The 12,494-nt window shown below is 55.0% G+C and carries 11 protein-coding genes; 5 read left to right on the plus strand and 6 right to left on the minus strand.

All coding sequences use genetic code 11. The features are described 5' to 3' along the window. Nucleotides 1-28 precede the first annotated feature (28 nt). The gene (gene opgB / locus HZZ01_RS11680; protein ID WP_179897505.1) at nucleotides 29-2,320 is read right to left on the minus strand and encodes a phosphatidylglycerol--membrane-oligosaccharide glycerophosphotransferase; all 2,292 of its coding nucleotides are present in this window, start codon (nucleotides 2,318-2,320) and stop codon (nucleotides 29-31) included. Nucleotides 2,321-2,541: 221 nt separating this feature from the next. Continuing rightward, the gene (locus tag HZZ01_RS11685; RefSeq protein ID WP_179897507.1) at nucleotides 2,542-2,931 is read right to left on the minus strand and encodes a tautomerase family protein; all 390 of its coding nucleotides are present in this window, start codon (nucleotides 2,929-2,931) and stop codon (nucleotides 2,542-2,544) included. A 102-nt stretch (nucleotides 2,932-3,033) separates the two neighbouring features. Here HZZ01_RS11685 and HZZ01_RS11690 point away from each other — a divergent pair, with 102 nt between their 5' ends. After that, on the plus strand, nucleotides 3,034-3,951 hold the full coding sequence (locus tag HZZ01_RS11690) for a LysR family transcriptional regulator (protein WP_179897509.1): 918 nt from the start codon (nucleotides 3,034-3,036) through the stop codon (nucleotides 3,949-3,951). Here the strand turns inward: HZZ01_RS11690 and HZZ01_RS11695 are convergent. Further along, on the minus strand, nucleotides 3,928-4,941 hold the full coding sequence (locus HZZ01_RS11695; RefSeq protein ID WP_179897511.1) for a glycosyltransferase family 32 protein: 1,014 nt from the start codon (nucleotides 4,939-4,941) through the stop codon (nucleotides 3,928-3,930). The two genes, HZZ01_RS11690 and HZZ01_RS11695, sit on opposite strands and share 24 nt — an antisense overlap. 504 nt (nucleotides 4,942-5,445) lie before the next feature. On the opposite strand from HZZ01_RS11695, the gene HZZ01_RS11700 reads away from it, so the two are divergent. Beyond that, a complete protein-coding gene (locus HZZ01_RS11700; protein WP_179897513.1) occupies nucleotides 5,446-6,411 on the plus strand; it encodes a WD40 repeat domain-containing protein in 966 nt (321 codons plus the stop codon). Here the strand turns inward: HZZ01_RS11700 and HZZ01_RS11705 are convergent. Continuing rightward, nucleotides 6,393-6,947, minus strand: coding sequence for a histidine phosphatase family protein (locus HZZ01_RS11705; RefSeq protein ID WP_179897515.1), 555 nt, complete (start codon nucleotides 6,945-6,947; stop codon nucleotides 6,393-6,395). The genes HZZ01_RS11700 and HZZ01_RS11705 overlap by 19 nt on opposite strands. Before the next feature lie 583 nt (nucleotides 6,948-7,530). Between HZZ01_RS11705 and HZZ01_RS11710 the strand changes: the two genes are divergently transcribed. The 3 genes from HZZ01_RS11710 (at nucleotide 7,531) to HZZ01_RS11720 (ending at nucleotide 11,026) form a co-directional block, all read left to right on the plus strand. Next, nucleotides 7,531-8,919: an MFS transporter gene (locus tag HZZ01_RS11710; RefSeq protein ID WP_179897517.1), complete on the plus strand. Its 1,389-nt coding sequence runs from the start codon at nucleotides 7,531-7,533 to the stop codon at nucleotides 8,917-8,919. Nucleotides 8,920-9,005: 86 nt separating this feature from the next. Further along, nucleotides 9,006-10,028 (plus strand): LacI family DNA-binding transcriptional regulator, encoded by a 1,023-nt coding sequence (locus tag HZZ01_RS11715; protein WP_179897519.1) that lies wholly within the window; start codon nucleotides 9,006-9,008, stop codon nucleotides 10,026-10,028. An 11-nt stretch (nucleotides 10,029-10,039) separates the two neighbouring features. Next, on the plus strand, nucleotides 10,040-11,026 hold the full coding sequence (locus HZZ01_RS11720; protein WP_179897521.1) for a nucleoside hydrolase: 987 nt from the start codon (nucleotides 10,040-10,042) through the stop codon (nucleotides 11,024-11,026). Between the two features lie 43 nt (nucleotides 11,027-11,069). Here the strand turns inward: HZZ01_RS11720 and HZZ01_RS11725 are convergent, their stop codons facing one another. Both HZZ01_RS11725 and fhuF read right to left on the minus strand, forming a co-directional pair. Continuing rightward, nucleotides 11,070-11,534, minus strand: a complete 465-nt coding sequence (locus HZZ01_RS11725; RefSeq protein ID WP_098051571.1) for a YbaK/EbsC family protein — start codon at nucleotides 11,532-11,534, stop codon at nucleotides 11,070-11,072. A gap of 94 nt (nucleotides 11,535-11,628) precedes the next feature. Beyond that, nucleotides 11,629-12,423, minus strand: a complete 795-nt coding sequence (fhuF, locus tag HZZ01_RS11730; RefSeq protein ID WP_179897524.1) for a siderophore-iron reductase FhuF — start codon at nucleotides 12,421-12,423, stop codon at nucleotides 11,629-11,631. Between the last annotated feature and the right edge of the window lie 71 nt (nucleotides 12,424-12,494).

Here is a 12,494-nt window from a genome sequence, read left to right on the forward strand (position 1 = left end):
CGCAGAGGCGTGAAAAGAAAAACGGGCGTCAGGGCCGCGGCACGATTTTAATTTCAACCATACCGATGCCTAATTTGCGCGGATCCTGACCGGTGATATTGCCAGTGTTACTCAGCTGCGGTTCCGGTGGTGCAATCACCAGACGATGGCTGGCACCAGGATTGTCAAAATGCAGGGTATGCGTCGATATCTCTTCACCCAGCGATAGCAGTTGCTGCTGGTCGCCGACCCGAACCGGAATCGCCCGGTGTGCGTTGGGACCATATGCGCGCGCGGTGATCACCAGATCGAACTTTGCAGGCAGCGCATCGACATAGTCGATGTGCACTTCTGGTGCGAGATTGGCGTTAGACCAGCGTCCCCAGCTCTCCGGCCGTGAGATGCCACTGAAGCTTTTAACGTTCTCCGGCGCACCAGGGACGTCGAGCCGGAAACTGTCTGCGCTGTAGCGAATGTTGTTATCTTCAATACGGATCTGCGCCAGATTCTGCTGGTAACGCGCATCGCTGACGGCGCCGTCCGGGAACTGCACGTTGCCTTTCCACTGCGGCTTGTCGACGTGTGTCACCGACGGTGTACCGCCGAGCTGCCCCATCGCCACACAGAGATCGCCGGAGAGGGCCAGCGAAGGCTGCCAGAGTCGCGCCATTTTAAAACAGCGATCGACCCAGAGGAATTTATCGGCAGAGGCGAAATCGGCCAGCTGATAGCGCAGCGGGGCCGAATATTCTCCTTCCGGCATTGGCTCCACATGCTTGTCGCTGATACGGAACAGAATCGGCAATTTAAAGGTGGTGCCTGAGAAGCTGAACGTATTCTTCGCCTGATCTACCGTGAAGTTGTCTATTTTCTTCGGGAAGTTCCACAGCTGGATGATGTCAGGTTTCCAGCTTGCTACCTTACTCTTCATATCGTCGAACTGGGTGGACAGTGATAGCGAGGAGAGGCTGCTGCGGCCCAGGCCGATGGCGTTATCGCCGCCGAGAATATCCAGCAGCGTAGCGCCATTATCCAGCGTGCTGCGCTTCGCCTCCATCAGCTCCGCCTGGGGTTTATCGCCACGGATCACCATGAACAGATTGCGACGCGGCTGTTTAACCAGCCATGGATGCGCCGTGTTGTTCATCGCCAGATGATCGGAGCTCACCACAATCACGGTATTTTTGAACCACGGCGAGGCTTTAATGCGCGTGATCAGGCGCGCCACATGCTCCTGCGAGCAGGTGACCGCACTGAATGACTGGTTCGGTTTGCCCTCAATAATGTAGCTCCTGCGATCGCAGCTTCGCGAGATAAACCCGTCTGGATGATGAGTGTCGACGGTCAGCGTAAACAACGCAAAAGGCTTACTGGCCTGAGAGAGTTCCTGATACTTCTCAAAGACTTCATCCAGCACCGTATCGTCGTAATAGCCCCAGTTATTGCGGTAGGCGGGATCGGCGACACGGCTTTTCAGCTCCTGCGAACCATAAAGATTTTCCGGATCGAAACCGTGTGATTTCAGGAAGATATCCTTACCGGCGAAACGCAGATCGGCGCCCTGAATAAACCAGTTCTGGTAGCCGGAATTTTTCAGGATGTCGCCCAGACAGACATTCTGCGGATAAAAGCTGGAGAGCGACGCTGAGGCATTACCGTCAAACGGAGCAAACAGCGGAATGCCGCACTGAGAGGCGACCATCCCCGCGATGGTGTAGTCAGTGCCGGGTAACTGCTCGGTTTCGCTGAAGTCGATGCTCTGCTCTTTCTGCCGGTTCAGCTCGGGCGCTAAACCGGGAAAGGCGATGGGGTCGAAATAGGTGCGCTCTAAGCTTTCACCATAAATGTAAACCACGTTGAGGCGCGGCTGTTCAATGCGATTACGCGGCACCTTATAGAAGTTGTCGAAGTCAGAGTCCGCCAGTTGGGTATGCGACACAATCAGGGTCGCGACCTGGCGAAAGGCCGGGGTGGTCTGCACTGAGCCGAGCGCACAGGCGGCCGCCAGTAGCGACCAGCCCATGTGATGGGGACGCTTCCGCCGACGCAGAATCCACGACAGCAGGCAGAACAACAGAAACAGCACGATGATCAGCCCAATCGCGGGCACCACATATTTACTGACGCCCGCGCCGGTCAGGCTATTGGTCAGGGTATAGAGCACCGCATCGTTGATGCCGTCACCGGTAAAATAGTTGCTGGCATAGAGGGTGGCGTTGAGCACAACGAAAAGCACCAGCAGGATAAGAACAACAATAAACCAGAATTTATTACGCCCGGCTTTACAGGAATAAATAGCAATAGCGGCCAGAAACAACGCCACGGAGACCAATTCGGACAACGGGAAATCCTCTTTTCAGGGTTACGCGAGGCTTCACGCAACCGGCCACCTTCGGGGGATGGTTTTTCGACAATCTATATTGGCTGTCATCCGGCTGCAACATATCCGGCCCGAATTGTGCGGTGAGGAGCAGATTGGCTTAATGTCGTTTCAGAAGGGACGTTACGAGGCGTGACGGCGGCTGGCGCGCACCGTCAGCAGAGCAGAAATCCGGGTGTTTTTCAGAGTTTGCCGGTGAGGTATTGTGCTTCGCCGTCGGCAAAACTCCAGTCACCTTTGTCGTTGGTAATAAAGCTGATCATTAAATCGTTGCCCTGCACACCACAATGTTCACGCAGCTCCCGCGCCAGCTCCGCCATAAACCGCTGTTTATGTTCGCTGCTGCGAGGGCTGGTATAGACCCGTACCATCACCAGATTATCGCTGCGTGTAAATCCCAGGCCGGTATCCTGAAAAACCATCTGATAACGCTTGTTTTCCTGAACAATCTGGTAGCGATCGCGTTCAGGCACCTTAAACGCGGTGAGTACGGCCCGGTGTGCCGCATCCAGTAGTGTACGCAGCTCTGATTCTGAACGACCCTGAATAACATCAAATTGCAGCAGTGGCATAGCACATTCCTCACAGTGAATAATGACCCTATGGTGAACGCTTTATCCCGCGGGAAAAAGCGCGTAGCCTGAAATGATTATTCACTATAGTGAACAATCATAATGAAAGAGATGAAAACGGATACGCTGTGGGACCATCTGCACTGGCTGACCGTACTGGCTGAACAGGGCAGTTTTACCCGCGCAGCAGAGCGGCTTGACGTCAGCAAGGCTGCGATGAGTCAGAAAATTAAAGAACTGGAGGAGATGGCGGGCGTGTTGCTGGTGCAGCGTACCACGCGCAGTGTGCGATTGACGTCAGCGGGTGAGAAGCTGGTGGAAGAGTTACGTGAGCCCTTTGCCCGCATCAATCAGAGCTTTTTCAGCGTGCGCGATACCGCCGGGCCCGTGCGTGGTCTGGTACGCATTACCGCGCCGGTGGCGTTTGCCCGTCAGCAACTGGTACCGATTATCGGTGAGTTCCTGCGTGACTATCCGCAGGTGCGTCTGCAACTGGATGTGACCGACCGTATTGTGTCGCTGAGCAGCGAGGGGTTTGATCTGGCAATTCGACACAGTGATACGCTACCGGAAACGCACGTGGCGCTGCCCTTGTGTGACACGCGGACGTTGCTGGTGGCCTCACCCGCTTATCTCAACCAGCAGGGTGTACCGCACACGCCGCAGGATCTGGCCCTGCACAACTGTCTTTACTATCCCCGCGGCGTGGAATCCCCACGCTGGCGGTTTGAGACTACAGCGGATAGCGAACAGGTGCAGGTGCGGATTCAGGGCAGCTTCGCGACCAACAACAGTGAGTCGATACGCGATGCGGCCCTGCAGGGATTAGGTATCGCGATGCTGCCTGATTTCAGCGCCCGTGAGGCGCTGGCAGCAGGTTCATTGCAGCAGGTATTACCTGACTGGCAGCCGATCGAGGCCTTTGCCGCCCGTCTGTGGATGGTCCGACCCTGGGCAGCGCAGGTGCCACGTGCGGTCACCACGTTCACGCACTGGCTACGCGCGCGCTTTGACCGCTGATGGCAATGCCAGCGCAGGCGGTGTCATCTGCATCATCTCGCCAATCAGGCTGCTGCGATTATACAAACCAAGCCGCAGATTGAAGTCGAGATGCAGCCGTTCGTTGCCGGTTAATTTGATAATCGGTGGCGGCGTCTGTGGCCGCTGATGGAACATCACGGACTGTGCAAAAGCACTGCTGCTGTCGGCATGCAGGCGCTGATAATACCAGGCACTGGCTTCGCCTTTACGCAGATAGAGATTGGCCCGCCGGTATTCGCGCATCGCGACCTGCTGCGCCAGCGACAGGAGCTGACGCGACGGGTCATCCATATTCTGCACAAGCAGCGAAAAATCATCACGTTTCTTCAGCTCATGGAAATAGTTGCGGATACCGACGTTTTTAACCGGAGCCAGCTGTTTCAGCCATTCGCGAATAAACGGGTTTTGCGGTGGTGCGGCAAGAAACCAGCTCTCAATGACCGGCGCCAGCAGGTTCTGCGTCGATTGCTCGCGGTAGTAACCGATGAGATCCATTGACCGCGCTTCGTGCGCGCGATGCACCCAGGCGAGATTCTCAAACAGAAGGGTGCTGCAGTCGATGCCGATACCACCATAACGGAGAATCAGCTCCAGCCGGATGATTTCACTTTTATGTGCCAGCGTCAGATCGGAAGAGATAAAGTTGAGTTCGGGCAGCCACTGCGACAGGGTGCGCTGCGTGATCAGATAAACCTGGTGATCGGGATTGTCCCGCCGGATTTTACTGATATTCAGCGCCATTGAGGCAGGCAGATGATCGTTATGCCAGACCATCCAGACAATTTTTGGAATCTCTGGCAGATCTTTCTGCTGCGCGATTAATACGACATTCTGTTCCTGACCCGGATCATATTCCGGTGCCTGAAGGCGTCTCTGCTGTTTCTTATTCCATAACATCTGGCTACTGAACGATATTCTTTTCCAGTTACGCCAGATTTTATGCGCTGGACGTTGGCGATATGAAGTCATGGTACACCTGTTATTTTTATTTTCCCGTCATCGTGCAGGCTCTGCCCGTTTCGCCAGAGGCGGAAGCGGCCGGGATTGCATACTGGCTGCAATTCCGATGAGTGCGGGAATTAATGAATAGTTTTCCCTGGTGGCGACGCAGTGCTTTAGTGCGCGATAGTTTCCTCACGGCGGTTTAATTGCACTGCACCTTTTTAATAAAACATTATTTACACTTTAGCTACGTCTTTTTTGGACTTTAGGATAATACGGAAATCATCCGGTCACGTGATGGAAATAATAATATCGCTGCGGTTAATCGTTTATTTAATTACAACGAAATCCAGGGGTGAGGAATATCTGAATATTAAGCTAAGCCTGCGGGTCAGCGTGCGGCATGGCCCCCGGCAGCAGTGAATATTGTGCTTACTGTGTGGCGTAAGCCCGGCTCATCAATCCGCAGAATCAGACAGCCTGAAGAGGATTGTCTACGCTTAAGAAGAACTTACTGAGAAAGGAGTGCGCATGCAGAGTGAAGCCTATGGTTTACTGGCGGTAGATAAGCAGGGTAATCGCGTCCTGTTTCTCAATCCGGAAACCTTCGCGGTCGAGCGTGAACTGAACGCCTTTCCACCGCGGCCGCATGAACTCCTGATCCTGGCCCAATGGGGTAAAGCCTATGTGCCCATTTATGGTGACGGCGTTCATGGTAATAACCCCCATCCGGGACATAAAGTGGCGGTCATTGATTTACAGCGTCGGGAGATCAGCGGCTTTATCGATCTGTCGCCGCTACGGGCGCCACACAGCGGACAGCTGGGCCGCGATGGCAAAGTCTATCTCTGCTGTGAACAGAGTGCCGCCGTGGCGGTGATCGATCCGCAGACCGACAAAGTAGAAAAGATTATCCCGATACCTTCTCACAATGCGCATCGCCTGACGCTGTCACCCAGCGGCCGCAAGCTGTTCACCGATAATGAAGAGGATGCGACCATCACAGTAGTGGATCTCTGTGAAGCGGAGGGGCGGGTGATCGATACCATCCTGCTGCCTGGCCCGATTGCGGGCATCGCTGCCTCACCAAAACATCCTTATCTGGTCGCCAGTGCCGCTGATGCGCCGTTACTCTATCTGATCGATCGGCAGAGCCACCGTATTCGCCAGCGCATCACGTTGCCGGGTCATCAGCAGCCCTGTCAGGTGGTTCGCTTCAGCGCCGATGGCGAACAGCTGGTGGCAATCGGGGATAAGGAACCGCTGGTGACCCTGTTTGACGATCTGCTCAATCCGCTGGGCGACATCAGCGTGGGCAACATGCCGATGGATGGCTGCTTCACGCCTGACAGGCAACAGCTGCTGATTGCCAATCAGGATGATGGCACACTGAGTGTGATCGATCTGGCGCAACGTAAGGTGATTGCCACGCCGCGTGTCGGGACAGGTTGTGAGGTGCTGGGCTATTTTCCGATCGGTCAGATAAACGGACGATGATAGATCGCCGTACTCCAGTGGCGGCTGCTGGCATGCTTCTCTGCCTGCCAGCCGCGTTTGCGTAACTCGCGCGCAATCATCTTGTTCATGATGCCGTGGCCCAGCAGCAGCACTGTGCCTTGCTGTGAGTGCGCGATCAGCTTCTCTGCCGCCGCCGAGGCGCGGCTTCTTGCATGTTGCAGTGACTCTGCATCGCCTGCATAACCGCAGAACCATAACAGCCGCAGCAGGGCCAGCCAGCACACGGTCGGTAGCTGAACTGCGCCGGTTCGCAATAGCGGTACGGCGACTTCGCTGAACAGCGCATCAACGTCATGAGGCTGCAGACCGAGCTGGCTCAGCGAGGATTGCGCACGGGGCAGGGGGCTGCAGACAATAAACGTGGCCTGACGGGCGATTTCGATGCTGCGTGGCGGCGGTCCGTCACTGACCTGTGACAAATCGTACGCTTCGCACCAGTCAGCCAGTGCCTGCACACTCTGACGACCCGCCGCCTGGTGGTCAGGTTTACCGTGTCGCATCAGAATAATTTTCATAGCATCTCTGTCCGGTCTTTTTGTCAGGGTAACGCATTGGCTGCGCTTACAGCGACTTTTAAGAATAAACAGGAAGTGTCATCTGCAGGTAACCGACGTGTGCGACAACATAACGTGATGAAAGAATCTTTGCCCCTCTTATAACGCTTAATGATTAGAGAAAATGGTAACTAACAAGTGCTGGTGACTTTTTTTTGTGCGACATGATGGTGTTAACTCGCTGAATTTGCGCTAAAAAGATGTGGTGACGGGGTGTGATAGTGAAGTTTTGCTAACAATTTTCGTCAAAATCTATTGATTTATCTACGCGCGTAGATACACTAGGGCCCCAGTGATTGCTCACGGTGCCCGATGCACAGTAGGCTCCATTGATTGTTAAGTTACATTCGCTCAGTTTAAGCGACCGATGAAAAATACATCGGCGAAATGGGGCGAAGAACAAGATTCCAACACCAGGGAATCCTTTAACCTTTCATCATGGTTAGTCAACTGAACGTCGTCACCGGGGGAATTCCGCTTTCATCAGGGAATCGACCCATGGACGGGCGTTTGTCAATCTGCATACTCATTCAGGGATAGGGTTATGACGGCACAAAACTCCGTTAAGCAGCAGGCTTCACTGGCATCCACTTCAGCCGCCGATGAGCGGTTTAATACCTCCTCAGGCCGCAAAGATTTCTGGCGCGCCACTTTCTCATGCTGGCTCGGAACGGCAATGGAGTATGCGGATTTCGCACTCTATGGCCTGGCTGCCGGTATCATCTTTGGCGACGTTTTCTTTCCTGAATCAACCCCTGCCATGGCACTGCTCTCCAGCTTTGCTACCTGGTCAGTCGGCTTTGTTGCCCGGCCTATTGGTGCACTTTTTTTCGGCTGGCTGGGCGACCGCAAAGGCCGAAAAGTGGTGATGATCTCCACCATCATTCTGATGGGTGCTTCCACGACATTTATCGGTTTAATCCCGAACTATGCCTCTATTGGCGTCTGGGCGCCTGCCTGTCTGGTTCTGCTGCGCTTTACGCAGGGTTTCGGCGCGGGCGCGGAGTTATCGGGCGGCACGGTGATGCTGGGTGAATATGCGCCGACAGAGCGCCGCGGACTGGTCTCTTCTGTGATTGCGCTGGGGTCCAACAGCGGTACGCTGCTGGCCTCGCTGGTCTGGCTGCTGGTGGTGCAGATGGATCAGCAGAGTCTGCTGGAGTGGGGCTGGCGTATTCCCTTCCTGAGCAGTGCGTTGATTGCACTGGTTGCGTTGTGGATTCGACGTCACCTGCGTGAAACGCCGGTGTTTGAGCGCAGGAAGGCAGAGATGGAAGCGGAACGTGCTGGCGTGATGGCTGCGCCAGTGGTCGATCAGCGGTCTTTCTTTCAGCGTACCCGCGCCTTCTGGACCATGGTTGGTCTGCGTATCGGCGAAAACGGCCCTTCCTATCTGGCCCAGGGCTTCATCGTCGGTTATGTCGCTAAGGTACTGATGGTCGATAAGTCCGTGCCGACTACCGCCGTCTTCCTCGCCTCACTACTGGGTTTCCTGATCATTCCGTTAGCGGGCTGGCTCTCTGACCGTTTTGGTCGCAGGATCGTTTATCGCGTCTTCTGTCTGTTACTGATGTTCTACGCCTGGCCCGCCTTTACGCTTCTGGACACGCGTGAACCGATGCTGGTGATTCCGGTTATCGTGGTCGGGATGGCGCTGGCGTCACTGGGTATTTTCGGGGTACAGGCAGCATGGGGCGTGGAACTGTTCGGCGTTCACCATCGCTACACCAAAATGGCGGTGGCTAAGGAACTGGGCTCGATTTTGTCCGGTGGTACTGCACCGCTTATTGCCGCTGCTATGCTTTCTTATACCGGTCACTGGTGGCCGATTGCAGTCTATTTCTCGGCAATGGCCGCCATTGGATTCTTTACCACCTTTGTCGCGCCTGAGACGCGAGGGCGAAATCTCAATCTGCCTGAAGATGCCATCTAGCTTTGCCTGAAGATGCCATTAGCCAGGCGAGAGCGACAAGCAGCAGGCCGTGTAAAGCGGCCTGTTTTTTTATGGAGGAACGTGATGTGCCTAAGTCGTTAACGGGAAAAGTGACCCGCAGTGAAGTTGCGAAAGCGGCAGGCACCTCAGTGGCAGTTGTCAGTTATGTCATTAATAACGGGCCTCGTCCGGTCGCCGATGCAACCCGTCAGCGGGTACTGGAGGCGATTAAAGCGACCGGTTACCGGCCCAATGCAGCAGCACGCGCACTGGCTTCCGGTAACACCAAAACGTTTGGGCTGGTCGTGCCTAACATCGGCAATCCTTTTGTGGCCTCAATGGCGCATGTGTTGTTGCAGGAGTCGATGAATCACGGTCACGTCATGCTGCTGGGTGATGCCGGGGATGACCGCAAGCGCGAACTGGAATTAATTCAGGGACTGCTTAACCGGCAGGTAGATGGACTGTTTTACAACAGCGTCGATCGCCATCCTTACATTGATTTGATTAAAGCCAGCGGTACGCCGCTGGTCATGCTGGAGCGGGTTGAACCACAGCCGGGCGTTAATATGCTGCGGGTCAATGAGCGTCAGGCTGCCTGGCAGGTGACGGCGCATCTGTTGAGTCACGGTTATCAGCAGGTCGGTATCATCAGTGGGCCGGTTGATATGCTTAACGCGCAGGATCGTATTCAGGGCTGGCGCGATGCCATGCAGGATCGCGGCCTGCAGATTGATGAGTCACTGATGTTCCCCGCCAGTTACACTCCACAGGGCGGCTACGAGGCGGCACAAGCTATGATCGCCCGGGGTTGTGTACCGCGTGCGCTGTTTACCAGCAACGAAGGCCAGGCGATTGGCGCGCTTCGCGCCTTTTCTGAGCATCGAATCCGCGTGCCACAGGATGTGGCGCTGGTCTGCTTTAACGGAACCGATCACTCATCGTTTCATGTCCCGACATTAACCACTGTGCGCCAGCCATTGCGTGAAATGGCCCGCTCTGCGATTCAGATGTTGAAAGAGGGAGAGAGCGAAGCGCAATTAAAGGAGTTTCCACATTATCTTGAAATTGGTGAATCCTGCGGCTGCAAGTCTCAAAGCCAGAGTTAACTTATAAAAATATGAAAAGAATTATTATTGACTGCGATCCCGGCAACGGTATCGCGGGCGCCAACACCGATGACGGGCTTGCGATTGCGCTGGCCTTAGCGTCTCCTGCCCTGTCTCTGGAATTAATTACAACTGTGGCGGGTAATACACCATGTGAAGTGGGCGCACGCGTCGCCAAAGATCTGATCGTCCGGCTGGGATTATCTATTCCTGTCGTACAGGGTGCGACACAGGCGCTACAGGAAGATCCTGCGCCGTGGCGCGAAACGCTCGATAACCGGGTCAATCAGCTTGCGCTGGGTAAACTGTGGCAGGATGTGCGTCAGCCAGCGGATATCGCGGCGGATGCGTTTGATGCTGCTGACGCTATCGGCAAACTGATTTGTGACAATCCGGGCGAGATTACTCTGGTGGCGATTGGTCCGCTGACGAATGTGGCGCTGGCGATGCAGCGCTATCCTGACATGGCAGACTCTGTGGCGGAGATTGTCATTATGGGTGGCGTATTTACACTGGATGATTATATCAAGGACACCAACTTCGGCCTGGATCCAGAGGCGGCGCATCAGGTGTTGCATAGCGGTGCTGCCGTGACGCTGGTGCCGATGGATGTCACCACGCAGACGCTACTGACCCAGCAGGATTTAACCCGCCTTACCGCCGTCGAGCATCCGCTGACTGATTTTGTGCGCGAAACGCTGCGTCCATGGATCGACTATTCGATAGAGACCCGGCAGCTGGCAGGATGCTGGATCCACGATGCGATGGTGGTGGCCTGGCTGCTGAATCAGCGTGTCGCGTCAGGCACCGATTACCGGGTTGATATCGAGCTGCGTCCCGGTGCGACGCGCGGCAAAAGCTGGCGTTTTCGTCAGCCGCTTCGGCTCACGGTCGGGGTGCCTGAGCATTGTGGCGCTTCGGTACATGTGCTGCATCGCGTCGATAATACGGTGCTGCTGTCGATCATCGAAGAAGCATTTAAGCGCCTGAAATCCTGATGCGGGGAGCCGGGGTGATCGCTGGATAAGCAGAGGCGAAGCATTAAATCGCTTCGCACACGTCGATCCAGCGGGCATTAGTAAGCTCAGCCATCTGCTGTGGCGAGATGCGGACGGCGCTGTGGATAGCGCCAGCGGCGGGTAACACTTCGTCGAAACTGCGCAGTGAGACATCACAGTAAACGGTCAGCGGATTCTCCAGACCGAAAGGACAGACGCCGCCCACCGGATGGCCGGTCCAGTTAATCACCTCGTCTACGCTCAGCATCCGCGCTTTGGCGCCCAGCGCCGCTTTCAGCTTGCGATTGTCCAGCCGGGCATCGCCGCGAGTCACAATCAGCACCACATCGTTTTTCACTTTCAGTGACAAGGTTTTAGCAATCTCTCCTGGCGTCACGCCATGGGCGCGCGCAGCCATTCCGACCGTTGCAGTGCTTTCTGCCAGTTCAATAATTTCAATTTCAGGGGCGTGTTCGGCAAAGAACTGGCGCACGGACTCCAGACTCATCTTTCTCTCCAGGCTGATCGAAGGCGTAAAAATTGCCACAAGCCTCAGTGCCTGTAAACGAGATAAACGGAGAATTCGTGGTAATTAAGTCTGTTTAGCTGCTGCTCAGAGTGCAGTTGCCGCATTGTTCGACATCAGGAATGCGATAACGCTGGCAACAGCTACGACGGACCAGTTCGCCATTACGCGGGATCATAGTGCGGTAGAGCGGATTTTCACTGCCATCCAGCAGTCGCTGGTTAAAGAATAGCGACTGCTCCAGTTGCAGCACCAGCGTCTCATCAATCTGACTTTTCAGCTCACCCAGGAACCACTGGAATGAGTAGCCCATGTTGTTCCAGATGAGTCGGGCGTTGATATCACCATGCTGGGTAATACCATTAACCACCGGGATCAAGTGCTGCTGGATCAGCCGATCAATGCGCTGCTGAGGGTTAAGATAGCGGGCTTCTTCATCTTCCTGCACATCAATCCAGAACGTGGCCGGATGACCATTGTCATGAAAACCGACACGAATATGCTCTGGCGAGCAGTCCAGCGCGCGCGACTCCTGCAACAACGCCATGATCAGCGATGGCAGCAGCAGGCCAAAATACCATTGCGCCCAGAGAGAGAGCACTGGCTTTGCTTCACGCACCGCATCAGGATGATCGCGATAGAGATAATCGCTGTAACGCCGGATAAGTGGGGCAAAAGCCTCTGATTGTGACCAGGCTGCGAGAGTCAGCGTCTCGCGTGGAGCTGGCTGGCTAAATCTTATCGAATCAAGCAGATAGCTACGCTGCTGTTGCAGGCGGTCATGCAGACTTTCCGCCAGTGGACGGTCATTCTGCCGGAAGATCATCGACTGAGCGTTGAAACGCTGTTCCTGAGCTGAAACGGTTGCCATGACGACTCGCGAAAAGTGTAGATAAGAAAGCAAATGATAATCGTTATTGATTAACTCTACAAGTCGCGTAA

The sequence above is a fragment of the Pantoea sp. WMus005 genome, assembly GCF_013415305.1.
Taxonomy (GTDB): Bacteria; Pseudomonadota; Gammaproteobacteria; order Enterobacterales; family Enterobacteriaceae; genus Pantoea; species Pantoea rara.

Bases quoted from the DNA above. Each gene is read 5' to 3' on its own strand.
- HZZ01_RS11710 (WP_179897517.1), top strand. From the start codon at position 7,531: ATGACGGCACAAAACTCCGTTAAGCAGCAGGCTTCACTGGCATCCACT.
- HZZ01_RS11685 (WP_179897507.1), bottom strand. From the start codon at position 2,931: ATGCCACTGCTGCAATTTGATGTTATTCAGGGTCGTTCAGAATCAGAG.
- HZZ01_RS11720 (WP_179897521.1), top strand. From the start codon at position 10,040: ATGAAAAGAATTATTATTGACTGCGATCCCGGCAACGGTATCGCGGGC.
- HZZ01_RS11725 (WP_098051571.1), bottom strand. From the start codon at position 11,534: ATGAGTCTGGAGTCCGTGCGCCAGTTCTTTGCCGAACACGCCCCTGAA.
- HZZ01_RS11695 (WP_179897511.1), bottom strand. From the start codon at position 4,941: ATGACTTCATATCGCCAACGTCCAGCGCATAAAATCTGGCGTAACTGG.
- HZZ01_RS11690 (WP_179897509.1), top strand. From the start codon at position 3,034: ATGAAAGAGATGAAAACGGATACGCTGTGGGACCATCTGCACTGGCTG.
- HZZ01_RS11700 (WP_179897513.1), top strand. From the start codon at position 5,446: ATGCAGAGTGAAGCCTATGGTTTACTGGCGGTAGATAAGCAGGGTAAT.
- fhuF (WP_179897524.1), bottom strand. From the start codon at position 12,423: ATGGCAACCGTTTCAGCTCAGGAACAGCGTTTCAACGCTCAGTCGATG.
- HZZ01_RS11705 (WP_179897515.1), bottom strand. From the start codon at position 6,947: ATGAAAATTATTCTGATGCGACACGGTAAACCTGACCACCAGGCGGCG.